A 23,516-nucleotide genomic window follows, 5' to 3' on the forward strand; every position below is an offset into this window, starting at 1 on the left:
TAAGGGGGCGGGCCGCGGAGGGGGGGAACAGCGGCCCGATTCGGTCAATCTCTCTTGACCAACGCGCCACCGGGAGTTGGGTCACGCTGCGGGGGCGTACACGCATATGCGCGGGCCGCTCGTCCTCCCGTACGCCCCCTGCGCCCCGGCCGCCTAGACTGGTGCGCTGCCCGCAACGCCCCCGGAGAGACAGGCAGTCGCCACCCATGAAGCTCGTCTTCGCAGGCACCCCCGAGGTCGCCGTTCCCGCCCTGGACGCCCTGCTCGCCTCCGGGCGGCACGAGGTGGCCGCCGTGGTCACCCGGCCCGACGCCCCGGCGGGGCGCGGCCGGCGGCTCGTCGCCAGCCCGGTCGCCCAGCGGGCCGAGGAGGCGGGCATCGAGGTCCTGAAGCCGGCCAGGCCGCGCGACGAGGAGTTCCTCGCCCGGCTGCGGGAGATCGCGCCGGACTGCTGCCCGGTCGTCGCGTACGGCGCGCTGCTGCCCAAGGCCGCGCTCGACATCCCCGCCCGAGGCTGGGTCAACCTGCACTTCTCGCTGCTGCCCGCATGGCGGGGCGCGGCGCCCGTCCAGCACTCCCTGATGGCCGGCGACCAGGTGACGGGCGCCTCCACCTTCCTCATCGAGGAGGGCCTCGACTCCGGCCCGGTCTACGGCGTCGTCACCGAGGACATCCGCCCCACCGACACCAGCGGCGACCTGCTCACCCGGCTCGCCTTCGCGGGCGCCGGACTGCTCGCCGCGACCATGGACGGCATCGAGGACGGCACCCTCCAGGCCGTCCCGCAGCCGGTCGAGGGCATCACCCTCGCCCCGAAGATCCAGGTCGAGGACGCCCACGTCGACTTCGCCGCCCCCGCGCTCCGGGTGGACCGCGTGGTCCGCGGCTGCACCCCGGCCCCCGGCGCCTGGACCGTCTTCCGCGGCGAGCGCCTCAAGCTGATCCAGGTCGCCCCCCTCCCGGACCGCACCGACCTCGCCCCGGGCGCGCTCGCCGTCGGCAAGAACAACGTGTACGCGGGCACCGGCTCGTACGCCGTGGAACTGCTCTGGGTCCAGCCCCAGGGCAAGAAGCCCATGAGGGCCGCCGACTGGGCCCGGGGCGTCCGGATCGCCCCCGGCGAGCGGCTGGGGGCGTAGGGCGCGGGCGGCTCCGCGGGCGACGTAGGCTGGGAGCGTTCGACCCCTCATTTCGTCACGCGGAGCACCTTTGAGCGAGCAGGCACGTCGCCGTCCCCACAAGCCCTACCGGCGGCCCCAGAAGGACCCCGTCCGGATGCTCGCCTTCGAGGCGCTGAGGGCGGTGGACGAGCGGGACGCCTACGCGAACCTGGTGCTGCCGCCGCTGTTGAAGAAGGCCCGTGACAAGGGCGATTTCGACGGGCGGGACGCGGCGCTCGCGACCGAGCTCGTGTACGGGACGCTGCGCCGCCAGGGCACGTACGACGCGATCATCTCGGCCTGCGTCGACCGGCCGCTGCGCGAGGTCGACCCGCCCGTGCTCGACGTCCTCTCGCTCGGCGCCCACCAGCTCCTGGGCACCCGGATCCCGACCCACGCCGCCGTCTCCGCCACCGTCGAGCTGGCCCGGGTGGTGCTCGGCGACGGCCGCGCCAAGTTCGTGAACGCCGTGCTGCGGAAGATCTCGCAGCAGGACCTCGACGCCTGGGTGGAGCAGGTCGCCCCGCCGTACGACGAGGACGCCGAGGACCACCTCGCCGTCGTCCACTCGCACCCCCGCTGGGTCGTCTCCGCGCTCTGGGACGCCCTGGGCGGCGGCCGCGCCGGGATCGAGAGCCTGCTGGAGGCCGACAACGAGCGGCCCGAGGTCACCCTCGTCGCCCGGCCCGGCCGGATCACCACCGAGGAGCTGGCCGCCACGGCCGAGACCGAGCCCGGCCGCTGGTCGCCGTACGCCCTGCGGATGGCCGAGGGCGGCGAGCCCGGTGCCATCGAGGCGGTCAAGGAGGGCCGGGCCGGCGTCCAGGACGAGGGCAGCCAGCTCGTCGCGATCGCCCTCGCCGACGCGCCCCTGGAGGGCTCCGACACCCGCTGGCTCGACGGCTGCGCGGGCCCCGGCGGCAAGGCCGCGCTGCTCGCCGCGCTCGCCTCCGAGCGGGGCGCGGCGCTCCTCGCCTCCGAGAAGCAGCCGCACCGCGCCCGCCTCGTCGAGCGCGCCCTCGCCGGCAACCCCGGCCCGTACCAGGTGATCGCCGCCGACGGCACCCGCCCGCCGTGGCGCCCCGGCTCCTTCGACCGGGTCCTCATGGACGTGCCGTGCTCGGGGCTCGGCGCCCTGCGCCGCCGCCCCGAGGCCCGCTGGCGCCGCCGCCCCGAGGACCTGGACGGCTTCGCCCCGCTCCAGCGCGCCCTGCTCACCGAGGCGCTCGGCGCGGTGCGGGTCGGGGGAGTGGTGGGGTACGCGACCTGCTCGCCGCACCTCGCCGAGACCCGCGCGGTCGTCGACGACGTCCTCAAGAAGGTGGGCGGCGCCGAGCTGATCGACGCCCGCCCGCTGCTGCCCGGCGTCCCGGACCTCGGCGACGGTCCGGACGTCCAGCTGTGGCCGCATCTGCACGGTACGGACGCCATGTACCTGGCGCTGCTGCGCCGGACCGCCTGAGTCCCGGTCGTCCGGCCGTTCGACCGCCCGACCGTAATCTCCCGGTCTGTACGGGTCCCGGACTCGTCACTTCGTACCGAAAGTGGTCTGGACCGGATCCGAAACCGCTCAGCGGCAAAGAAGCGCCCAAGAACGTGGGAGGCTTGGCTCATGGCGCAGATCAACCCCAGCATCCTGTCCGCGGACTTCGCCCGGCTCGCCGATGAGGCGAAGGCCGTCGGCGGTGCCGACTGGCTGCACGTCGACGTGATGGACAACCACTTCGTGCCCAATCTGACGCTGGGCGTCCCGATCGTGGAGTCGCTGGCCCGCGCGACGGACACCCCGCTCGACTGCCACCTGATGATCGAGGACCCCGACCGCTGGGCCCCGCAGTACGTGGAGGCGGGCGCCGGCTCGGTGACCTTCCACGTCGAGGCCGCCGCGGCGCCGGTCCGGCTCGCCCGGGAGATCCGGGCCAAGGGCGCGCGCGCCTCGATGGCGCTCAAGCCGGCCACGCCCATCGAGCCGTACGAGGACCTGCTCCCCGAGCTCGACATGCTGCTCATCATGACCGTCGAGCCCGGCTTCGGCGGCCAGGCCTTCCTCGACATCATGCTCCCCAAGATCCGCCGGACCCGTGAACTGATCTCCAAGCACGGTCTGGAGCTGTGGCTCCAGGTCGACGGCGGGGTCGCCGAGTCCACGATCGAGCGGTGCGCCGAGGCCGGCGCCGACGTCTTCGTCGCGGGCTCCGCGGTCTACGGGGCGGCGGATCCGGCCGCGGCCGTCGCCTCGCTCAGGGCCCGCGCCGAGGCCGCGACCGCTTCCGCCGCGTGGGCGTGTGGCCACTGAGCCACCGGCGGATGAACGCGGTCCGTCGGGCCGCCGACAGGACTGATCAAGGCCCGCCGGATCTGACAGGATGAACGGCGAGTCCAGAGTGTGAACGACATCGGTATGTGACTTCCGTACGTGAACAGCGGTACGTGAACAGCAGTGAGGAGATCGCGGTGGCGGGTATGTCGGCGGGACGGTCAGCCCTGCGGATGGGCCCCGCGGAGCTGGTGCAGGCGGCGGCCATGGCCCGTCGCTTCTACCTCGAGGGCAAGTCCAAGATCCAGATCGCCGAGGAGTTCGGCGTGAGCCGCTTCAAGGTGGCCCGGGTCCTGGAGACCGCCCTGGAGCGTGACCTCGTGCGGATCGAGATCCGCGTACCGGCCGAGCTGGACGCCGAGCGCTCCGACGCGCTCCGCGCCCGCTACGGGCTCCGCCACGCCGTCGTCGTCGAGTCCCCGGCGGAGGGCGACGACGAGTCGCCCGACCCGGAGAACCTCGGCGAGGTGGCGGCCGACCTGCTCGGCGAGCTCGTCACCGAGGGCGACGTCCTCGGCCTGGCCTGGGGCCGCTCCACCATCCACATGGCGGCGGCCCTCGACCGGCTGCCGCCCTGCACGGTCGTCCAGCTCACCGGTGTGTACGACGCCGGGACCGCCGAGCGCGGCTCCGTCGAGGCCGTGCGCCGCGCCGCCCAGGTCTCCGGCGGCGAGGCCCACCCCATCTACGCGCCCATGCTGCTGCCCGACCCGGCGACCGCGGCCGCGCTGCGCAGCCAGACCGGCATCGCGCGGGCCTTCGAGTACTTCGACAAGGTCACCGTCGCCTGCGTCTCCATCGGCTCCTGGGAGCCGGGCATCTCGACCGTCCACGACATGCTCTCCGACGCCGAGCGCGCCCACTACGCCTCGCTGGGCGTCGCCGCCGAGATGTCCGCGCACCTCTTCGACGCCGAAGGACGCCGGGTCGGCCGCGACCTCGGCGAGCGCTGCATCACCGTCGAGGCGGACCGGCTGCGCCGGATCCCCGAGGTCGTGGCGATCGCCGGCGGCCAGCGCAAGGCCGCCGCGATCGGGGCGGTGCTCCGCTCCGGGCTCGTCACCAGCCTGGTCACCGACCGCGCCGCGGCGGACTACCTGCTCACCGAGTCCAGCCCCGGCACGCACCCGGCGCTCGAGCGCAGGGACCCCGACGGCAACTGAGCGGAGCCGCACGGCGGCAGGGGCCGGAGCCATCCCGTAACGGTATGTTCGGGACATGCTGCTCCGGCCCCTGCGCGTGCTCCTCGCGCTCGTCCTCGCCGTCTTCCTGGCCGGCTGCTCCTCGGCGGGCGGCGGCGCCCCCGTGGCCCAGGCCCCGACCCGCACCACCGCGGCCGCGCCCACCGGCACCTCGGGGCTCCCCACCGTACGGGTGTCGGAGCTGCCTCCCGAGGCGCGCGGGACGCTCGGCCTCATCGCGCGCGGCGGTCCCTTCCCGTACGCCAAGGACGGCGCCGTCTTCTCGAACTTCGAGCGCGTCCTGCCCCGGCACGCACGCGGGTACTACCACGAGTACACGGTGAAGACCCCCGGCGAGAGCGACCGGGGCGCCCGGCGCATCGTCACCGGGCGGAGCGGGGAGACGTACTACACGGACGACCACTACGAGACGTTCCGGGAGGTGGTCGCGGATGAGGATCGATGACGCCGTCGTCCTCGACCTGCACGGGGTCACCGACAAGACCGCCTTCATGAACCGCTGCGTGCGCGCGCTGCCGCTGCCCATCTGGTTCGGCCGCAACTGGGACGCCCTCGCCGATTCCCTCGCCGATATGCGCGAACCCATGGCGGTCGTCGTGACCGGCTGGCAGCCTTATGCCGAGGCCAGTCCCCAGGACTGGGCCATCGCCCAGGAGGTCTTCTCGGCGGCGGCCCGGGCCAGCTCCGCCGGCCTCGCGGTCCTCCTCTCGCTCGGTCATTTGGAGGATCCGACAGCACCCCCTGCCCAAGGCTCGGACGATTCGCCCGCACCGCCTGAGCCACCCCCCGTGGGACAATGAACTACGTGCTTTTTCCCCTGGCTGAAATGCCTAGGGGCCGATCCGAACGACTGGGATGTCAGCACGTGCGTTTCCTCAATGACGTCAAGCCGCCCTACGACCTGACGTACGACGATGTGTTCATGGTGCCGAGCCGCTCGGCCGTCGGTTCCCGCCAGGCCGTGGACCTCTCCTCCCCGGACGGGACCGGGACGACGATCCCGCTCGTCGTGGCCAACATGACCGCCATCGCCGGCCGCCGGATGGCCGAGACCGTCGCCCGCCGCGGCGGCCTGGTCGTCATCCCGCAGGACATCCCGATCGAGGTCGTCACCGACGTCATCTCGTGGGTGAAGAGCCGCCACCACGTGCTGGACACCCCGATCGTCCTGGAGCCGCACCAGACCGTCGCCGACGCGCTCTCGCTGCTCCCCAAGCGCGCCCACGACGCCGGTGTCGTCGTCGACGAGAACCGCCGCCCGGTGGGCGTCGTCACCGACGCCGACCTCTCCGGCGTGGACCGCTTCACGCAGCTCTCCGAGGTCATGTCCAAGGACCTGCTGCTCCTGGACGCCGACATCGACCCGCGCGAGGCCTTCAACACCCTCGACGCCCACAACCGCCGCTACGCCCCGGCCGTGGACGCGGAGGGCAAGCTCGTCGGCATCCTCACCCGCAAGGGCGCCCTGCGCGCGACCCTGTACTCCCCGGCCGTCGACGCCCAGGGCCGGCTCCGCATCGCCGCCGCCGTCGGCATCAACGGCGACGTGGCCGGCAAGGCCAAGCAGCTGCTCGACGCGGGCGTCGACACGCTCGTCATCGACACCGCGCACGGCCACCAGGAGTCGATGATCAGCGCGATCCGCACCGTGCGCGCGCTCGACCCGCAGGTCCCGATCGTCGCGGGCAACATCGTCGCCGCCGAGGGCGTCAAGGACCTCATCGAGGCGGGCGCGGACATCATCAAGGTCGGTGTCGGCCCCGGCGCGATGTGCACCACCCGCATGATGACCGGCGTCGGCCGGCCGCAGTTCTCCGCCGTCCTGGAGTGCGCCGCCGAGGCGAAGAAGTACGGCAAGCACGTCTGGGCCGACGGCGGTGTCCGTCACCCGCGCGACGTCGCCATGGCGCTCGCCGCCGGCGCGTCCAACGTGATGATCGGCTCCTGGTTCGCCGGCACGTACGAGTCCCCGGGCGACCTCCAGCACGACGCCAAGGGCCGTGCGTACAAGGAGTCCTTCGGCATGGCCTCGGCCCGCGCCGTCCGCAACCGGACCTCGGACGAGTCCGCCTACGACCGCGCCCGCAAGGCGCTGTTCGAGGAGGGCATCTCCACCTCGCGCATGTTCCTCGACCCGCAGCGTCCGGGCGTCGAGGACCTGATCGACTCGATCATCGCGGGCGTCCGCTCCTCCTGCACCTACGCCGGCGCCGGCTCGCTGGCCGAGTTCGAGGAGAAGGCGACCATCGGCATCCAGTCCGCCGCCGGTTACGCGGAGGGCAAGCCGCTCCACGCCAGCTGGAGCTAGTCGCTCGTCGCCGTACGCCGTGGGCCCCCGGGAGACCTCTCCTCGGGGGCCCACGGCGTTTCCGTCGCGTGCCCCGCCCCCGGCCCCGCCCGCTCCGTTCTGGGCGGGCGGGGTTCGGGGTCGTGCGTTCAGGAGCCCGCGTCCAGGAGCCCGCGCAGGGCCTCCGCCACCGCCTCCGCCATCCGCGCGTGCCCCGCGTCGTTCGGGTGGAGACCGTCCGCCAGGTGCTCCGGGCCGAGGAGGGGGCGGCCGGGGAGGACGTGGAGGTGGGGATCGCCCTCGGCGGCCAGGTCGCGGCCCGCCCGCTCCATGGCCCTGCGCAGCTCCGTGAGGGTGGCACCGAGGGCGTTGCGCGTGTGTTCCGCCTCCGGGCGCAGGACCGGCGAGACGATCAGGAGCGGTGTGTCCGGGTGGCCCCGGCGGACCAGGCCCACGAAGGCGCGGACCGTCGCGTAGAGCCAGTCCGCCGTGGCCGGAACCCGGGACCAGCAGTTGGTGCCGAACGCGAGGGTGATCAGATCGCCCGGCAGCCGGGCCAGGTGCTCCGCCAGGGGCAGCTCGCCCCTCGCCCCTCCCGCGTACCCCAGGTTCACCGTGTCCAGGCCCAGGAGGCGGCCCGCCGTCGCGGGCCAGGAGTGCGCGGGGCGGGTCGACCACCAGCCCTCGGTGATGGAGTCTCCGTGGACGAGCCAGCGGGGCCGGACCGGGGCGGGGGAGAGGGCCCCGCCGACGGCCCGCAGGGCCAGCGGCAGGGGCGCCTGGCCCTCCGGGAGGTGGACGGTGAACACCCCGCCCCCCGGGGGCAGCGGGAGCCTGACGACGGCCTCGGGGGCCGGGGCGGTGCACGTCTCGCCGACGAGCCGGGTGCCCTGCCAGAGGGCGAAGCAGTGGCGCAGCCCGTGCAGGGGGTCCTCGGGCCCCGGGACGGCCGCCCGGTAGCGCAGCTCCACCGCGCGCGTGCCGGGCGCGGCCGTGAACTCGATCCGTACGCCGATGGGCAGCGCGGCCCGCTCGGCGATGTCCCACGGCAGCCGGTCGAGGTCGTCGGGGTCGGCGCGTACGGGCCGGTCGCCGTCCAGCCAGGCCGTGCCGCGCAGGAACGGCGAGGGATCGAGCCACGGCACCGCGGCCTCCGATCGTGGGGCGGTCAGGGGCTCGCAGCGTCGGTCATCCGGCATGAGTAGTCCATGCGCGCGAGCGGGCCGGTTCACACCCGGATGTGTCGATTCATGCGGGGGCGCGCAATGTTCGCCCGTCTGTGCCCGAAGAGCGCAATGATCATCCGGCACTGCGCAACAACCCTGCATTACGAGTGCGAAGCTTCGCCCCTTAGGCTCATGCCTCGTACCAGGAGTGGCGGCGACCGCCTGCTCGGCGGTTTTCGTCCCCCGTGGGCCTGCTCAGGCATGCCCGTGCACCGCCGCGGTCGCCTCCGTACCCACAGGCAGCGATAAGGAGCCTCCGCAGTGCTGGATCACGGCGCAGCCCCACCGGTCGACGACACGACCACCCCGAAGACCTCCGCTCTCGGCGCTCTCGTCCGCCGCAAGCCGGTGGAACGCCTGGTCGACGAGGGTGGCCAGGGAGAGGGCGGCAGCCTCCGTCGTTCGCTCTCGATGTGGCAGCTGACCATGATCAGCATCGGTGCGACGCTCGGCACGGGCATCTTCGTCGTCCTCGGCGACGCCGTCCCGAAGGCCGGCCCCGCCGTCACGATCGCCTTCGTGATCGCCGGTCTCACGGCCCTGTTCTCGGCGCTCTCGTACGCCGAGCTGGCCGGCTCCATCCCGGTCGCCGGGTCCTCGTACTCGTACGCGTACGCAACGATGGGCGAACTCGTCGCCTGGGTCTGCGGCTGGTGTCTGGTCCTGGAGTACGGCGTCTCCGTCGCCGCCGTGGCCGTCGGCTGGGGCGAGTACCTCAACGAGCTGCTCGACGGCACGATCGGCGTCACCATCCCCGACGTCCTGTCGTCGGCCCCCGGCGAGGGCGGCGTCATCAACCTGCCCGGTCTGATCGTCGTCCTGCTCGCGATGGTCTTCCTGCTCGGCGGCGCCCGCGAGTCCGCCGTCGTCAACACGATCATGGTCGGCGTGAAGATCGTCACCCTCGTGATCTTCTGCGCGATCGGCTTCATGGGCTTCAAGTCCGGCAACTACCGGGACTTCATGCCGCTCGGCATGACCGGCGTCGGCGCCGCGAGCGCCACCCTCTTCTTCTCGTACATCGGCTTCGACGCCGCCTCCACGGCCGGCGAGGAGGCCAAGGACCCCAAGCGCGACCTGCCGCGGGCGATCATGCTCTCGCTGCTCATCGTCACCGTGCTGTACGTCCTCGTCGCGGCCGTCGCCGTCGGCGCCTGGCACTGGAAGGCCTTCGCGGGCTCCGAGGCCACGCTGGCCGCGATCATGAACGACGTCACCGGCCAGACCTTCTGGGGCACGATGCTCGCCGCAGGCGCGGTCATCTCCATCGCCAGCGTCGTCCTCACCGTGCTCTACGGCCAGACCCGCGTCCTCTTCGCGATGGCCCGCGACGGTCTCGTCCCCAAGGTCTTCGGCAAGGTCAGCGGCAAGACAGGCACCCCGCGCATCAACACGGTCATCGTGTCGCTCTTCTGCGGCCTGCTCGCCTCGGTCATCCCGCTCGGCAAGCTCGTCGACGCGACCAGCATCGGCACCCTCTTCGCCTTCGCCCTGGTCAACATCGCGGTCATCGTGCTCCGCTACACCCGACCCGACATGCCGCGCACCTTCAAGGTGGCCCTCGGTCCGGTCTTCCCGGTCCTCGGCTTCATCTTCTGCGCCTACAACATGTTCAGCCTCGACGCCGTCACCTGGGTGGTCTTCGGTTGCTGGATGGCCGCCGGGCTCGTGTTCTACTTCCTGTACGGCATGCGCCGCTCCCGACTGGCCACGGCCCCGGCCCTGGCAGAGGCTCCAGCAGAGAAGTGATCCACCCGTAGTGCGACTCAACGACCTCGACGAACGCATCGTCCACGCCCTCGCGGAAGACGCCCGCCGCAGCTACGCCGACATCGGCTCGCTCGTCGGACTCTCCGCGCCCGCCGTGAAGCGGCGTGTGGACCGGCTCCGGGCCGAGGGCGCCATCACCGGCTTCACCGTCCGGGTGGACCCGGCGGCGCTCGGCTGGGAGACCGAGGGCTTCGTCGAGATCTACTGCCGCCACAACACCTCGCCGGAGGACATCCGGCGAGGTCTGGAGCGGTATCCCGAGGTGGTGTCCGCGTCGACCGTCACCGGTGACGCGGACGCCGTCGTCCAGGTCTTCGCCTCGGACATGCGCCACTTCGAGCGCGTCCTGGAGCGCATCGCGGGCGAGCCCTTCGTGGAGCGCACCAAGTCCGTTCTGGTGCTCTCGCCGCTGCTGCGGCGCTTCTCCTCGGGCTCGCCTGCGTAGTCCCCCCCGGGGCAGCGGCCGGCCGGGGCGGTGCGGGCCGTGGTTCCCGCACCGCCCCTCACCCGCCTACCCCCGTGGGGCGGTCTATTCGGTCGGGTACTCGATCTGCCACGGCAGCACCGTGAAGTCGCCGGTGCCGGCCAGCACCTTCTCGAAGGGCGGCATGCTCTGGCAGGGCGGCAGTTCCGTGGTCTGGCCCCGGGTCATCCAGCTGTAGCCCAGCCGGTCGTGCCGGCCGAGGTCGTGCACGGACACCCCGACCCGCTTGTTCCGGAATCCCTCCACGTCGGTCTCGGTGACGACCCCCGTCACCACCGCGACCTTCCCCCCGGTGACCAGGCAGTCGACCTTCGCCACCGCGTAGCCGCCCTTCCCGTCCTTGTAGTGGCTGAACCGGAAGGTGCCGGTCGCCGACTCGGGGTCCTTGTTGTCCTTCGCCGCCAGATGCGCGTCGAATTCGAACGTGATGTCGTCCCCGGCCGGCCGGTACAGCTTGGCGGTGCCGGTCAGCGCGGCGGCCTCCCTGACGGTGGCGGCGGCCGGCGCGGGGGCGTCGTTCCCCGAGGCGACGGCGACACCCCCCGCCCCCAGCGTGAGCAGCACCGCGGCGGCTACGGCGACGATCTTCGTACGACGGTTCATCGTGGTCCCTTTCGGCAGGCCGTCCGGCAGGTCTTGCGGACGACCACCACTCTTCCGCCCGTGCCGCGGCCGGGCGTCGGGCCGCAGAAGGGTTCCCGTCTCCGCCGCGCGGCGGGGGAGCCCTCCGCCCCCGGGCGGAGCCGTACGCAACGAATCGACGCCCCGACCGTCGATCGCGCAACGGTTCGACGGTCGGTCCGCAACGCTGCCGCCTTGTCCCGGTGGAGCGCGAAACCGTACCGTTTTTGACGTCTTCCCCTTGTACTTTCGACCGCCGAGGATCGCCGATGCCCGCGCTGCGCACCGCCCTGCTCCAGAGCTCCGGTGAGCTCGGTGACGTGGCCGCCAACCTCAAGATCCTCGACGAGGCCGCCGCCCGTGCCGCGGCCGCCGGCGCCGACCTGCTGCTCGCCCCCGAGCTCTTCCTGACCGGCTACGCCATCGGCGCCGACATCGCGCGCCTGGCCGAGCCGGTCGACGGCCCCTCCGCCCGCGCCGTCGCGGCCGTCGCCGTGCGTCACGGCCTGGCCGTCGGCTACGGCTACCCGGAGCGGGACACCGAGCGGCACGGCGTCCTGTACAACTCCGCGCAGCTCATCGGCGCCGACGGCGTCCCGCTGATGCGGTACCGCAAGACCCACCTCTTCGGGGACTTCGAGCTGAAGTGGTTCACGCCCGGTGACCGCCCCGTCGTCCAGGCGGAGCTCGGCGGACTCACCGTGGGCATGATGATCTGCTACGACGTCGAGTTCCCCGAGAACGTCCGGGCGCACGCCCTGGCCGGCACGGACCTCCTCCTGGTGCCGACCGCGCTCATGCACCCCGCCGAGGTCGTCCCCCTGTCCGTGGTGCCGGTCCGCGCCTTCGAGAACCAGCTCTACCTCGCGTACGCCAACCGGACCGGCCCCGAGGGCGACTTCGAGTTCGTCGGCCTCTCCACCCTGGCCGGTCCCGACGGCACCGCCCGGGCCCGCGCCGGACGCGGCGAGGAACTCGTCCTCGGCGACGTCGACCCGGCCCTCCTCGCGGCCTCCCGCGCGGAGAACCCCTACCTGCGCGACCGGCGCCCGGGCCTCTACGGCTCCCTCGTCTGAGCCGCCGCCCCGCCCCCCTCCCCGCCTCACCCTTTTTCCGTGCAAGGAGTCCGTACCCCATGACGTCCACGGTGCCCACGACCGCCGTCCCGCACAGCGACGGCCAGCCGCCGATCACCATGTTCGGTCCGGACTTCCCGTACGCCTACGACGACTTCCTGGCCCACCCGGCCGGGCTCGGCCAGATACCGGCCACCGAGCACGGCACCGAGGTCGCCGTCATCGGCGGCGGGCTCTCCGGCATCATCGCCGCGTACGAGCTGATGAAGATGGGCCTCAAGCCCGTCGTCTACGAGGCCGACGAGATCGGCGGCCGGCTGCGCACCGTCGGCTTCGAGGGCACCGGCACCGAGGGCCTCACCGCCGAGATGGGCGCCATGCGCTTCCCGCCCTCCTCGACCGCGCTCCAGCACTACATCGACCTGGTCGGCCTGGAGACCAAGCCCTTCCCGAACCCGCTGGCCGAGTCGACCCCGTCGACCGTCGTCGACCTCAAGGGCGAGTCGCACTACGCCACCACCGTCGACGACCTCCCGCAGGTCTACCGCGACGTGATGAACGCGTGGAACGCCTGCCTGGAGGAGGGCGCCGACTTCTCCGACATGAACCAGGCCATGCGCGAGCGCGACGTCCCGCGCATCCGCGAGATCTGGTCGAAGCTCGTCGAGAAGCTCGACAACCAGACCTTCTACGGCTTCCTCTGCGACTCCGAGGCCTTCAAGTCCTTCCGCCACCGCGAGATCTTCGGCCAGGTCGGCTTCGGCACCGGCGGCTGGGACACCGACTTCCCCAACTCCATCCTGGAGATCCTCCGCGTCGTCTACACCGAGGCCGACGACCACCACCGCGGCATCGTCGGCGGCTCGCAGCAGCTGCCGCTGCGCCTGTGGGAGCGCGAGCCGGAGAAGATCGTCCACTGGGCGCAGGGCACCTCGCTCAGCTCCCTGCACGACGGCGCCCCGAAGCCGGCCGTGACGCGGCTGAACCGGACCGCCGGCAACCGGATCACGGTCACCGACGCCTCCGGCGACATCCGCACGTACCAGGCGGCGATCTTCACCGCCCAGTCCTGGATGCTGCTCTCCAAGATCGCCTGCGACGACTCGCTCTTCCCGATCGACCACTGGACGGCGATCGAGCGCACCCACTACATGGAGTCCTCGAAGCTCTTCGTCCCCGTCGACCGGCCCTTCTGGCTGGACAAGGACGAGGAGACCGGCCGTGACGTCATGTCGATGACGCTGACCGACCGGATGACCCGCGGCACCTACCTCCTGGACGAGGGCCCGGACAAGCCGGCCGTCATCTGCCTCTCGTACACCTGGTGCGACGACAGCCTGAAGTGGCTGCCGCTCTCGGCGAACGAGCGGATGGAGGTCATGCTGAAGTCGCTCGGCGAGATCTACCCGAAGGTCGACATCCGGAAGCACATCATCGGCAACCCGGTGACGGTCTCCTGGGAGAACGAGCCCTACTTCATGGGCGCCTTCAAGGCGAACCTGCCGGGCCACTACCGCTACCAGCGCCGCCTGTTCACGCACTTCATGCAGGACCGGCTGCCCGAGGACAAGCGGGGCATCTTCCTCGCCGGCGACGACATCTCCTGGACGGCCGGCTGGGCCGAGGGCGCGGTGCAGACGGCGCTCAACGCGGTCTGGGGCGTGATGCACCACTTCGGCGGCGCGACCGACGGCACCAACCCGGGTCCGGGCGACGTGTACGACGAGATCGCCCCGGTCGAGCTGCCGGAGGACTGATCCCCGTCAGGGCCTGGTCAGGGGCGTGAGCAGCATCCGCCCCACCAGGCCCACCGACCGGTCGAGGCGCTCGGTGAACTCGCCCGCGAGCTCGGGCAGGCCGCGCAGCTGCCAGAGCGAGCGGGCGGCGAGCCAGGCCCCGTCGCGGGCCCGGTCCAGGCTCCAGCAGCCGAGCAGATGCGTGAGCGGGTCCGCGACCTCCAGGAGGTCCGGGCCCGGCATCAGTTCCTCCCGGATGCGCTCCTCCAGGAGGACGAGGATGTCGCCGACCCGGTCGAACTCGTCCTCCAGGTCGGCCGGGGCGCACTCCAGGACCCGGCAGGCGTCCACCACCGCGAGCGCCAGGTCGTGGCCGATGTGGGCGTTGATGCCGGCCAGCGCGAACTGCAGCGGCCGTACGCCGGGATGGCGCCGGTAGTGGAAGAGGGGCCGCCAGCAGGCCGGTGCGGGACGGCCGCCGGCGACGGCGTCGACCGCCGCGAGATAGCGCTCGGCGAACCGTACGTCCAGGGTCGCGGCGGCCCGCCGGTCGGTGAAGGTGCCCGCCTCGATGGCGTGGCCGATCTCCTCGGTGACCGTCAGATAGACCCGGTTGAAGACGGCGACGCCGTCGGCCGGATGCCAGGCCGAGCGGAGCGCCCGCATCCGGTCCACCACGGGGTCGACCGCGACGAAGGGGCCGATGCGCGGTCCGGTCTGCTGCCCGATCTGCTGGGTCTGCGCCATGGGGGCAGGCTCCCAGCCGCCGGGCCCGGGAGGGAACTCCTCGGGCCCGGCTTCCCCAGAACGGGCGAATCACTCAGCTCTTCGAGACGCCGTCCGCGTCCGTCTCGTACGAGCTGGTGCCGGCGTCCAGGAGCGGCTCCTGCGTCTTGAGGTGGGCCGGGGCGAAGGCCCGCAGCACGTGGTAGCCGGTGATGACGACGATCGTGCCGAGCGCGATGCCGCCCAGCTCGAAGGTGTCGGTGAAGGTCAGCTTCACGCCGCCGACGCCGATGATGATGCCGGCGGCGGCCGGGACCAGGTTGAGCGGGTTGCGCAGGTCCACCCCGGCGTTGATCCAGATCTGTGCGCCGAGCAGGCCGATCATGCCGTAGAGGATCACGGTGATGCCGCCGAGGACGCCGCCGGGGATCGCGGCGACGACCGCGCCGAACTTGGGGCAGAGGCCGAAGAGGAGCGCGAAGCCGGCGGCGGCCCAGTAGGCGGCGGTCGAATAGACGCGGGTCGCGGCCATGACGCCGATGTTCTCGGAGTACGTGGTGTTGGGCGGACCGCCCACGCCGGTGGACAGCATCGACGCGACGCCGTCGGCGGCGATGGCGGTGCCGAGCTTGTCGTCCAGCGAGGCGCCGGTCATCTCGCCGACGGCCTTGACGTGACCGGCGTTCTCGGCGATCAGGGCGATGACGACCGGCAGCGCGACCAGGATCGCGGACCACTCGAAGCTGGGGCCGTGCAGGGTCGGCAGGCCGATCCAGTCGGCCTTGGAGACGCCGGAGAGGTCGAGCCGCCAGTGGTCGGTGATCTGGCCGCTCGCGGACTGCGAGTGGATCTTTCCGAAGACGAGGTCGAAGATCCAGGAGACGGCGTAGCCGAAGATCAGGCCGAGGAAGATCGCGATCCGGGACCAGAAGCCGCGCAGGCAGACCACGGCCAGACCGGTGAACAGCATCACGAGCAGGGCCGTCCACTGGTCCTGCGGCCAGTACGTCGCCGCCGTCACCGGCGCGAGGTTGAAGCCGATCAGCATGACGACCGCGCCGGTCACGATCGGCGGCATCGCCGCGTGGATGATCCGCGCGCCGAACTTCCGCACGGCGAGACCGGCCAGGAAGAGCACCCCGCCGACGACGAACACCGCGCCGGTGACGGTGGCGCTGGTGCCGCCCGAGGCCCGGATGGCGGCGGCGACGCCGACGAAGGAGAGCGAGCAGCCCAGGTAGGACGGGACGGTGCCGCGGGTCGCGAGCAGGAAGATCGCGGTGGCGACACCGGACATCATGATCGCGAGGTTCGGGTCGAGGCCCATGAGCACCGGGGCGACGAACGACGCCCCGAACATCGCGACGACGTGCTGGGCGCCGAGGCCGACCGTACGGGGCCAGGAGAGCCGCTCGTCCGGACGGACGACGGCTCCCGGAGCGGGTGTTCTCCCGTCGCCGTGCAGGGTCCAGCGCACGCCGAGGTTCATGAGGTCGCTCCCGTTCTCCGGTTCCGGCGGCCGCGTCGGGACCGCAAAAGATCAGCCATATGCTATGCGCCGCCGGCGGCCCGGGGCCTTCGGGACGCCGAGCCCCCGCGCTACCCCACCGGACCGGCGCTCCTCGCGGGCGCGGGCTTCCCCGACGCCGTCTCCCGCTCCCCGGTCCTGAGCACGCCCGCGCCGAGCACCAGACCCAGGGCCAGCAGGGTGACCAGGCCGAAGGAGAAGACCAGGGAGGTCGCGTCGGCGATCCCGCCGATCGCCGAGGGGGCGATGAGACCCGAGGTGTACGTGATGGTGGCGACGCCCGCGATGGCCTGGCTCGGGTTCGGGCCGCTGCGCCCGGCCGCGGCGAAGGCCAGCGGGACGACGACCGCGATCCCGAGCCCGATCAGACCGAATCCGGCCATCGCGAAGGCGGCGTGCGGGGCGAGGACCACCAGGACCCCGCCGAGGGTGGCGACGGCGCCCCCGACCCGTACGGTACGGACCGCCCCGAAGCGGTCCACCACCCGGTCGCCGGCCAGCCGGGCCACCGCCATCGTCAGTGCGAAGGCGGTCGTGGAGGCGGCCGCGAGCCCCGCCGAGCTGCCCAGCTCGTCCCGGAGGTAGACGGCCGACCAGTCGAGGCTGGCGCCCTCGGCGAAGACCCCGCAGAAGCCGATGGCCCCGATGACCAGCGCGGACCTCGGCGGCAGCGAGAAGCGCGGCGGCGGCTCCTCCTCGGGGGTGCTGCGCACGTCGAGCACGCCCTGGCAGAGGACCAGGCCGAGCGCGGTGAGGACGAGGGCGGCGGTCAGGTGGTGCAGCCGGGCGTCGCCGCCGAGGTGGGCGGCGACCGTGCCGGCGGCGGAGCCGAGCAGGGCGCCGACGCTCCACATCCCGTGCAGGCTCGACATGATGGACTTGCCGAGCCGGTTCTCGGTCTCGACGCCGAGCGCGTTCATCGCCACGTCGGACATGCCCGCGGTCGCCCCGTACACGAGGAGCGCGCCGCACAGTCCCCAGACGTTCGGGGCCAGCGAGGGCAGCGCGAGCGAGAGGGTCCACAGGGCGAGCAGGCCGCGCAGCGCCGTGCGGGCGCCGAAGCGGTGGGAGACGGCCCCGGCGAGCGGCATCGCGAGGGAGGCGCCGAGGGCGGGGAAGGCGAGCGCGAGCCCGAGCTGTCCGGCGCTCACGCCCGCGTGCTCCTGGATCCAGGGGATCCGGGTCGCGAAGCTGCCGGTCACCGCGCCGTGGACGCAGAAGACGGCGGCGACGGCGAAGCGCGCCCGCCGGAGGCGATCGGTGCTGGTGACGGTCTCCGCCGCCATGGGCCCTCCCTGGGGTCGTGGTGTGCCGTGGGCTGGCGCGTAAACTATCAGGAACCCTGCCTGATAAATAGACCGCAGGGCGGGCCCTCGCGTCTGAGAGGATCACCGCATGGCCGCATCCCCGAGCACCGCACGGGCCATCAACGACCGGTTCGCCCTGCGACTGCTCCAGGACGAAGGCCCGTTGACGGCCACTCAGCTCAAGACGCTCACCGGACTCTCCCGCCCGACGGTCGCCGACCTCGTGGAGCGGCTCCGGGATTCCGGTCTCGTCCACGTCGTCGGCGAGGCCGGAGCCGAGCGCCGCGGTCCCAACGCCAAGCTGTACGGCATCGTCGCCGACCGCGCCCACCTCGCCGCCCTCGACGTCCGCACCCGCTCGGTCTCCGTCACCGTCGCCGACCTCCTCGGCACCACGCTCGCCGAGGCCTCCGTCCCCGTCGGCGACGACAGCGGCACGGGACCCGCCGTCGAGAAGGCGGTCGCGCTCCTGGAGCGGGCCGTGAAGGAGGCGGGCGCCGACCGCCTGCACAGCCTCGTCGTCGGCGCCCCCGGACTCATCGACCCCGCCACCGGCGAACTGCGCGACTCCTCGGGACTGCCCGCCTGGCACCGCCGGCTCGTCGGCGTCCTCCAGGAACGGCTGCCCGCCCACGTCCTCGTCGAGAACGAGACCAACCTCGCCGCCGTCGCCGAGCTCCGCGAGGGCGCGGCCCGCGACCGCGAGGACTTCGTCCTGCTCTGGCTCGGCCAGGGCGTCGGCGCCGCCGTCGTCCTCGACGGCCGGCTGCGCCGGGGAGCCTCCGGCGGCGCGGGGGAGATCGGCTTCCTGCCGGTCCCCGGCACCTCCGGACTCCCCTCGGCCACCGGCTGCGACGGCGGCTTCCACGAGCTGGCCTGCGCGGCGGCCGTCGGGACCCTCGCCGCCGCCCACGGCCTCGACCCGGCCGACGCCCTCGCCCCGGGCCACGGACCCTTCCTCGACGCCCTGGCCCGCCGCCTCGCCGTCGGCGCGGCCGCCGTCGTCTCCGTCCTGGACCCCGGCTGCGTGGTCCTCGCCGGGGAGACCGGCCACGCGGGCGGCGCGGAGCTCGCGGCCCGCGTGGAGGCGGAGCTCTCCGCCCTCTCGCCCCTCCGCACGGAGGTCCGCCCGACGGCCCTCGGCGACGCGGCGGTCCTCCGCGGCGCCCTCCTCCGGGCCCGCGACGCGGCCCAGGACGAGCTGTTCCCGTAGGAGGGGGAGGGGCAGCCCTCCTGCCGGCGCCGCACCGGCTGAAGAGGTTGCGCGGACACCGGCTCGGGAATCCGGCCGCCCACGGCGAACGCGCACACGATCGTGAACGCGAACACGAGCGCGAGCGTGAACGCCACCGCGCCGCGCCCCGGACAGGGGAGCGCGGCGCGGTGGGCCCGGCGACGGCAAGGGCCGTGAGGTTCCGCCGCCGGGGGTCAGGGGAGGGGGCGCGTCAGCAGGTGCCGAGGTCCTTCCAGACGCCCCACTCGCCGGTCGTGCCCGGCTCCTCGTTCTGGGTCCACCACTGGGCCTTCCACTTGTGGCCCTTGTGGGAGACCTCGTTGCCCGCGTTGTAGACCGTGCCGGCCACGTACGCCGGGGCGGTGCAGCCCGTGGTGGGCGGCGTCGTCGGAGGCGTGGTCGGGGGAGTCGTCGGCGGGGTGGTGGGCGGGGTCGTCGGGGGCGTGGTCGGCGGAGTGGTGGTGCCCGGCTCCACGACCGTCGTGCCGCGCGCCAGGTCACCGGCGAGGGCGTACGTCGTCCCGTTGATGTTCACCGTCCAGTTGGAGGGGGTGGACACCGGCAGGTAGTAGTTGAAGGCGAGGTCGATCGTCGCGCCCGGGGCCAGCGACTGCCAGGCCGGGAGCTTCAGGGAGACGCGGTGGAAGTCGCCCTTCAGGCCGCCCACGTTGGAGCCCGTGTGGTCGCTGCTGATGACCTTCGTGCCGAATCCGGACTGGTCGGAGGCGTTGGCCGGGGCCGAGGTGGAGTAGTCGAACTGGAACTCCGTGCCGCCGGGCAGCGTCGTCGCCGTGTTGTTGGTGATCTTGATCTTCGGCGTGATCGGGTAGTTCGAGTCGCCGAGCTTGAACTCGGTGAACTGCGTGTCGATCTTCACGGCCCGGGTCGGCAGCGCCTTGTTCGACTTCTTCGCGCCGTACGGGGTGGCCGCCTTGAACTTGTCGTACATCAGCGAGGTGAGCGTGGAGCCCATCTCGTACTGGCCCTTGGTGGCGTTCCAGGCGTAGTCGCCGGCCATCTCCCAGACCATGGTGCCGCCGATGCCGCGGTCGACCACGTAGTCGGCCTTCGCGGCCACGGACTGCTCGTCCTCGGTGGAGAGGAAGACCTTCTTCTGCGCGTTCCACAGCCACGGCGCGACCAGGGTCGCGTCGTACTTGCGGGCGTAGGTGCCGGTCAGCGTGGTGTTCGCCGGGAAGCCGTACTGGGTGACGTAGTCGCCGACGATCCCCTTCTCGAGGTTCTTGGCGTGCCACATCGGGTTGGAGCCCGCGGGCGACTCGGTGCCGTTGGTGTCCTTGTCGTGCCAGAGGTTGTCGATGCCGGTGGCGCCGTCGCCGCACTTGGTCAGGCCCGCGCCGGCCGGGCAGGTGGCCGCGGAGGCCTTGCCCCACAGGCCGTCGGTGCCGCCCTGCACGTTCTTGTGGCCGCGGGTGTAGTAGGGCAGGCCGATGTTGATGCGGCCGGCGGGCATGGAGCCGCGGAAGTAGTGGTAGGCCCAGTCGGTGTTGAGGTAGCCGATGGAGCCGTACTGCGAGGAGCCGTAGACGTTGGCCGCGGCGAGCTCGGCGTCCTTGCCGTCGTCGAAGAGGGAGGCGTTGGGGCCGACGTACTCGTTCCAGGCGCCGTGCAGGTCGTAGGACATGATGTTGACGTAGTCCAGATACTTCTGCATCTGGAAGGTCTCCATGCCGCGCAGCAGGTAGCCGGAGGAGGGGGCGGCGACGGTCAGCAGGTAGTGCTTTCCGTCGGCGGCGCCGGCCGTGTCCAGCTTCTCGCGCAGGGACTTCATGAGGGCCGCGTAGCCCTGCACGAGCCCGGCGCGGCGCGCGTTGGCGAGCTGCCAGTCCAGCGGGTTGCCGGCGTCCTTCATCGTGGTCGGGTACTCGTAGTCGATGTCGACGCCGTTGAAGCCGTACTTGCGGATGAAGTCGACGGCCGAGGTCGCGAAGGTGTCGATCCCGGCCTGGTTGACCGAACCGTCGGCGTTGGTCGCCATCGAGTAGAAGCCGCCGGAGTTCACCCGGTCGCCGTTGTCGGCGAAGTAGCCGCCGGTCTCCGCCCAGCCGCCGACCGAGATCAGCGTCTTGACGTTCGGGTGCTGCTTCTTGAACTTGTTGAGCAGGTTGAAGTGGCCCTTGTAGGAGTACGCGGGGTCCATCTCGGCGCCGGCGACACCGGGCCAGGTCATCCCGGTGGCGGCGTTCTCCGGGCCGTCCGTGCCCACGGAGAGCTTGTTGTCGCCGCCGATGTGGCCGAAGGCGTAGTTGATGTGGGTGATCTTGTCCCACGGGATGTCCTTGGCCAGGTACGCGGGCTGGCCGTTCTTGCCGGTGCGCCAGCCGGTGAAGTAGCCGATGACCCGGCGCTGGTGGTCCGCGCCCATCTTCTCGCGGCCCTCGGTGTCGTAGACCGAGCAGTACGGGACGTCGACGCCCGGGGTCTTGTAGAGCCCGTCGGGGCGACAGGACTCGTTGTCGGCCGCGTACGAGACGCCGCCGGAGAGCGAGCCGAGCAGCAGCCCGGCGACGGCGGCACCGGACGCGAGCAGCGAGGCTCTCTTGGTCGTGGGGGACAGCACGATCGGTTCCTCCTGGGGCGGGGGAAAACACGCAACGAACAAGGGGGTGGTACGTGTTGGGTCCGTGGAGTGCGCACGCCGACGGACCGTTACCTCGGAGGTGACACGGAGATTAAGAGGACTAGACCAGTGCGTCAATAGGTCTGGACCATCGGAGATCCGCAGGGGGCCTGTGAGCCAACCCACAGGGTTCCGGCCTATCGCTCCCGGCGAGCCGTGGCACACTGGCCCTGTATCAGCAGCAGCGCACTCCGGGGTCGGTGTAATTCCGAACCGGCGGTATAGTCCGCGACCCGTCCGCAAGCCAGCGGCCGGTTGACCAGGTGAAATTCCTGGACCGACGGTGAAAGTCCGGATGGGAGGCAGTGCGCGGCGGGCGACCCCTTTCCAGGGGTGTGCCGGCCGTACGTCCGCTGGTCGCCGCGTTCCGTCGGCGCACCCGCAGACCTCCGGCCGTACCGGCACACCCGTGCGAAGCGTCGTACCCGCTCCCTGTCGTCATCGACAGGCCCCGGAGTCCGTGCCCGAAGAGGCAGGAGGACCCGGTGGCCCAGCAGGCCGACATCACCGCCATGCGACGCGCCGTCGAGCTCGCCGCACGCGGTCTCGGCGCCACCAGCCCCAACCCGGTCGTCGGGTGCGTCATCACCGACGCCTCCGGCCACCAGGTCGGCGAGGGCTTCCACCAGCGCGCCGGCGGCCCCCACGCCGAGGTCCACGCCCTGCGCGCGGCCGGCGTCCTGGCCCGCGGCGGCACCGCGTACGTCACCCTCGAACCCTGCGACCACACCGGCCGCACCGGCCCCTGCTCCCAGGCCCTGATCGAGGCCGGGATCAGCCGGGTCGTGTACGCGGTCGGCGACCCGAACCCGCAGGCCACGGGCGGTGCCGACACCCTCCGCGCCGCCGGCGTCGAGGTCGAGCAGGGCCTCCTGGAGGCCGAGGCCGAGGCCGGCAACATCGCCTGGCTCACCTCCGTCCGCGAGGGCCGCCCCTTCGTCCGCTGGAAGTACGCCGCCACCCTCGACGGCCGGATCGCCGCCGCCGACGGCACCTCCCGCTGGATCAGCTCCGCCGAGTCCCGCGCCGACGTCCACCGGCTGCGGGCCGAGGCCGACGCCGTCCTGGTCGGCGGCGGGACGCTGCGCGCGGACGACCCGCACCTCGCCGTCCGAGGTATCGAGAACGCCACCCAGCCGCTGCGGGTCGCCCTCGACACCCGCGCCGAGCTCCTGCCCACCGCCCGGATCCTCGACGACGCCGCGCCCACCCTGCTGGTCGTCGGCGAGGACGCCGACACCCGGCACCTGCCCGACGTCGAACTGCTCCGGCTGCCCCTGCACGACGGCCGCGTCGGCGTGCACGAGCTGCTCGCCCAGCTGCACGCGCGCGGCATCCGCTCCGTCCTCCTCGAAGGCGGCCCCACCCTGGCGGGCGCCTTCGTCGCCGGGGGCGCCGTCGACCAGGTCGTCGGCTATCTCGCCCCGGTCCTGCTCGGCGCGGGCCCGGCGGCCCTCGCCGACTCCGGAATCACCACCCTCACGCGCGCGTTGCGCCTCGACGTCATCGACACCGTGCGCATCGGATCCGACATCCGCGTCACCGCCGTCCCCGCCGTCACGACCCCCAAGGGAGCCTGACCGTGTTCACCGGAATCGTCGAAGAACTGGGCGAGGTCGTCGCCGTCGAACAGCTGGAGGACGCCTCCCGCTTCCGGCTGCGCGGCCCCCTGGTCACGGAAGGCGCCCAGCACGGCGACTCCATCGCCGTCAACGGTGTCTGTCTCACGGTCGTCGAGTTCGGCGACGGCGAGTTCACCGCCGACGTCATGGCCGAGACCCTCAAGCGGTCCAGCCTCGGCGCCCTCGAAGTCGGCTCCCGGGTCAACCTGGAGCGGCCCATGGCCGTCGGCGGCCGCCTCGGCGGCCACATCGTCCAGGGCCACGTCGACGGCACCGGCACCATCCTGGAGCGGACCCCGTCCGAGCACTGGGAACTGGTCAAGGTCGGCCTCCCCGCCCACCTCTCCCGGTACGTCGTCGAGAAGGGCTCGATCACGGTCGACGGCGTCAGCCTCACCGTCGTCGAGGTCGCCGACGACTGGTTCACCATCAGCCTCATCCCGACCACCCTCGACCTGACCACGCTCGGCACCAAGCGGTCCGGCGACCCGGTCAACCTCGAAGTGGACGTCATCGCCAAGTACGTCGAGCGGCTGCTCGGCACCGACGCCAAGGAGAACGAGAAGTGAACTGGCTCAA

General features: G+C 72.3%; 20 protein-coding genes and 1 riboswitch. Of the genes, 14 read left to right on the forward strand and 6 right to left on the reverse strand.

Annotation, left to right across the window (positions count from 1 at the left end; all coding sequences use genetic code 11):
• Positions 1–206: 206 nt before the first annotated feature.
• From fmt to ACFYUZ_RS15500, 7 genes are all read left to right on the forward strand, one after another.
• Positions 207–1,139 (forward strand): methionyl-tRNA formyltransferase, encoded by a 933-nt coding sequence (gene fmt / locus ACFYUZ_RS15470; RefSeq protein WP_389309129.1) that lies wholly within the window; start codon positions 207–209, stop codon positions 1,137–1,139.
• A gap of 70 nt (positions 1,140–1,209) precedes the next feature.
• Entirely contained in the window at positions 1,210–2,622 is a 1,413-nt protein-coding gene (locus ACFYUZ_RS15475) for an RsmB/NOP family class I SAM-dependent RNA methyltransferase (RefSeq protein WP_389309131.1), read from the forward strand.
• A 150-nt stretch (positions 2,623–2,772) separates the two neighbouring features.
• Positions 2,773–3,456, forward strand: coding sequence for a ribulose-phosphate 3-epimerase (gene rpe, locus ACFYUZ_RS15480; RefSeq protein ID WP_041128223.1), 684 nt, complete (start codon positions 2,773–2,775; stop codon positions 3,454–3,456).
• Between the two features lie 134 nt (positions 3,457–3,590).
• Positions 3,591–4,640: a sugar-binding transcriptional regulator gene (locus ACFYUZ_RS15485; RefSeq protein ID WP_225805127.1), complete on the forward strand. Its 1,050-nt coding sequence runs from the start codon at positions 3,591–3,593 to the stop codon at positions 4,638–4,640.
• A gap of 55 nt (positions 4,641–4,695) precedes the next feature.
• Complete coding sequence (locus ACFYUZ_RS15490; RefSeq protein WP_389309133.1) at positions 4,696–5,124, forward strand: ribonuclease domain-containing protein; 429 nt, start codon at positions 4,696–4,698, stop codon at positions 5,122–5,124.
• On the forward strand, positions 5,111–5,479 hold the full coding sequence (locus ACFYUZ_RS15495) for a barstar family protein (RefSeq protein ID WP_389309135.1): 369 nt from the start codon (positions 5,111–5,113) through the stop codon (positions 5,477–5,479). The genes ACFYUZ_RS15490 and ACFYUZ_RS15495 overlap by 14 nt, the downstream gene beginning before the upstream one ends.
• A gap of 65 nt (positions 5,480–5,544) precedes the next feature.
• Entirely contained in the window at positions 5,545–6,987 is a 1,443-nt protein-coding gene (locus ACFYUZ_RS15500; protein WP_389309136.1) for a GuaB1 family IMP dehydrogenase-related protein, read from the forward strand.
• A gap of 128 nt (positions 6,988–7,115) precedes the next feature.
• Here ACFYUZ_RS15500 and ACFYUZ_RS15505 read toward each other — a convergent pair whose 3' ends face one another.
• Positions 7,116–8,165, reverse strand: a complete 1,050-nt coding sequence (locus tag ACFYUZ_RS15505) for a GDSL-type esterase/lipase family protein (protein WP_389309138.1) — start codon at positions 8,163–8,165, stop codon at positions 7,116–7,118.
• A gap of 288 nt (positions 8,166–8,453) precedes the next feature.
• Between ACFYUZ_RS15505 and ACFYUZ_RS15510 the strand changes: the two genes are divergently transcribed.
• Both ACFYUZ_RS15510 and ACFYUZ_RS15515 read left to right on the forward strand, forming a co-directional pair.
• Positions 8,454–9,941 carry an amino acid permease gene (locus ACFYUZ_RS15510; protein ID WP_389309140.1) on the forward strand — a complete coding sequence of 496 codons (1,488 nt, stop codon included), beginning with the start codon at positions 8,454–8,456 and terminating at the stop codon, positions 9,939–9,941.
• Positions 9,942–9,951: 10 nt separating this feature from the next.
• The gene (locus tag ACFYUZ_RS15515) at positions 9,952–10,407 is read left to right on the forward strand and encodes an Lrp/AsnC family transcriptional regulator (RefSeq protein WP_030691274.1); all 456 of its coding nucleotides are present in this window, start codon (positions 9,952–9,954) and stop codon (positions 10,405–10,407) included.
• 84 nt (positions 10,408–10,491) lie between these two features.
• Here the strand turns inward: ACFYUZ_RS15515 and ACFYUZ_RS15520 are convergent, their stop codons facing one another.
• A complete protein-coding gene (locus tag ACFYUZ_RS15520) occupies positions 10,492–11,049 on the reverse strand; it encodes a Repetin (protein ID WP_389309141.1) in 558 nt (185 codons plus the stop codon).
• A 287-nt stretch (positions 11,050–11,336) separates the two neighbouring features.
• Between ACFYUZ_RS15520 and ACFYUZ_RS15525 the strand changes: the two genes are divergently transcribed.
• Together ACFYUZ_RS15525 and ACFYUZ_RS15530 are read left to right on the forward strand one after the other, a co-directional pair.
• Complete coding sequence (locus tag ACFYUZ_RS15525) at positions 11,337–12,143, forward strand: carbon-nitrogen hydrolase family protein (protein WP_389309143.1); 807 nt, start codon at positions 11,337–11,339, stop codon at positions 12,141–12,143.
• Between the two features lie 59 nt (positions 12,144–12,202).
• Positions 12,203–13,900, forward strand: coding sequence for a flavin monoamine oxidase family protein (locus ACFYUZ_RS15530; protein ID WP_389309145.1), 1,698 nt, complete (start codon positions 12,203–12,205; stop codon positions 13,898–13,900).
• A 6-nt stretch (positions 13,901–13,906) separates the two neighbouring features.
• Here the strand turns inward: ACFYUZ_RS15530 and ACFYUZ_RS15535 are convergent, their stop codons facing one another.
• The 3 genes from ACFYUZ_RS15535 to ACFYUZ_RS15545 all read right to left on the reverse strand — a co-directional run bounded on the left by ACFYUZ_RS15535 (position 13,907) and on the right by ACFYUZ_RS15545 (position 17,419).
• Positions 13,907–14,626, reverse strand: coding sequence for a DUF5995 family protein (locus ACFYUZ_RS15535; RefSeq protein ID WP_389309147.1), 720 nt, complete (start codon positions 14,624–14,626; stop codon positions 13,907–13,909).
• Between the two features lie 73 nt (positions 14,627–14,699).
• Complete coding sequence (locus ACFYUZ_RS15540; RefSeq protein ID WP_389309149.1) at positions 14,700–16,094, reverse strand: uracil-xanthine permease family protein; 1,395 nt, start codon at positions 16,092–16,094, stop codon at positions 14,700–14,702.
• 110 nt (positions 16,095–16,204) lie between these two features.
• On the reverse strand, positions 16,205–17,419 hold the full coding sequence (locus tag ACFYUZ_RS15545; protein ID WP_389309151.1) for an MFS transporter: 1,215 nt from the start codon (positions 17,417–17,419) through the stop codon (positions 16,205–16,207).
• A gap of 109 nt (positions 17,420–17,528) precedes the next feature.
• Between ACFYUZ_RS15545 and ACFYUZ_RS15550 the strand changes: the two genes are divergently transcribed.
• Positions 17,529–18,653, forward strand: coding sequence for an ROK family transcriptional regulator (locus ACFYUZ_RS15550; RefSeq protein ID WP_389309153.1), 1,125 nt, complete (start codon positions 17,529–17,531; stop codon positions 18,651–18,653).
• Positions 18,654–18,885: 232 nt separating this feature from the next.
• Here the strand turns inward: ACFYUZ_RS15550 and ACFYUZ_RS15555 are convergent, their stop codons facing one another.
• Positions 18,886–21,255 carry a chitinase C-terminal domain-containing protein gene (locus tag ACFYUZ_RS15555; protein ID WP_389309155.1) on the reverse strand — a complete coding sequence of 790 codons (2,370 nt, stop codon included), beginning with the start codon at positions 21,253–21,255 and terminating at the stop codon, positions 18,886–18,888.
• A 242-nt stretch (positions 21,256–21,497) separates the two neighbouring features.
• A riboswitch (FMN riboswitch) is annotated at positions 21,498–21,628 on the forward strand.
• Between the two features lie 172 nt (positions 21,629–21,800).
• Here ACFYUZ_RS15555 and ribD point away from each other — a divergent pair.
• Together ribD and ACFYUZ_RS15565 are read left to right on the forward strand one after the other, a co-directional pair.
• On the forward strand, positions 21,801–22,895 hold the full coding sequence (gene ribD, locus ACFYUZ_RS15560; protein ID WP_389309157.1) for a bifunctional diaminohydroxyphosphoribosylaminopyrimidine deaminase/5-amino-6-(5-phosphoribosylamino)uracil reductase RibD: 1,095 nt from the start codon (positions 21,801–21,803) through the stop codon (positions 22,893–22,895).
• 2 nt (positions 22,896–22,897) lie between these two features.
• Positions 22,898–23,506: a riboflavin synthase gene (locus ACFYUZ_RS15565; protein ID WP_389309159.1), complete on the forward strand. Its 609-nt coding sequence runs from the start codon at positions 22,898–22,900 to the stop codon at positions 23,504–23,506.
• Positions 23,507–23,516 lie beyond the last annotated feature (10 nt).

Source organism: Streptomyces sp. NPDC004266 (assembly GCF_042874095.1).
Classification (GTDB): domain Bacteria; phylum Actinomycetota; class Actinomycetes; order Streptomycetales; family Streptomycetaceae; genus Streptomyces.

Excerpts from the sequence above, each read along its gene's own strand:
- fmt (WP_389309129.1), top strand. The coding sequence starts at position 207 with ATGAAGCTCGTCTTCGCAGGCACCCCCGAGGTCGCCGTTCCCGCCCTG.
- rpe (WP_041128223.1), top strand. The coding sequence starts at position 2,773 with ATGGCGCAGATCAACCCCAGCATCCTGTCCGCGGACTTCGCCCGGCTC.
- ACFYUZ_RS15490 (WP_389309133.1), top strand. The coding sequence starts at position 4,696 with ATGCTGCTCCGGCCCCTGCGCGTGCTCCTCGCGCTCGTCCTCGCCGTC.
- ACFYUZ_RS15495 (WP_389309135.1), top strand. The coding sequence starts at position 5,111 with ATGAGGATCGATGACGCCGTCGTCCTCGACCTGCACGGGGTCACCGAC.
- ACFYUZ_RS15505 (WP_389309138.1), bottom strand. The coding sequence starts at position 8,165 with ATGCCGGATGACCGACGCTGCGAGCCCCTGACCGCCCCACGATCGGAG.
- ACFYUZ_RS15520 (WP_389309141.1), bottom strand. The coding sequence starts at position 11,049 with ATGAACCGTCGTACGAAGATCGTCGCCGTAGCCGCCGCGGTGCTGCTC.
- ACFYUZ_RS15525 (WP_389309143.1), top strand. The coding sequence starts at position 11,337 with ATGCCCGCGCTGCGCACCGCCCTGCTCCAGAGCTCCGGTGAGCTCGGT.
- ACFYUZ_RS15530 (WP_389309145.1), top strand. The coding sequence starts at position 12,203 with ATGACGTCCACGGTGCCCACGACCGCCGTCCCGCACAGCGACGGCCAG.
- ACFYUZ_RS15535 (WP_389309147.1), bottom strand. The coding sequence starts at position 14,626 with ATGGCGCAGACCCAGCAGATCGGGCAGCAGACCGGACCGCGCATCGGC.
- ACFYUZ_RS15540 (WP_389309149.1), bottom strand. The coding sequence starts at position 16,094 with ATGAACCTCGGCGTGCGCTGGACCCTGCACGGCGACGGGAGAACACCC.
- ACFYUZ_RS15545 (WP_389309151.1), bottom strand. The coding sequence starts at position 17,419 with ATGGCGGCGGAGACCGTCACCAGCACCGATCGCCTCCGGCGGGCGCGC.
- ACFYUZ_RS15550 (WP_389309153.1), top strand. The coding sequence starts at position 17,529 with ATGGCCGCATCCCCGAGCACCGCACGGGCCATCAACGACCGGTTCGCC.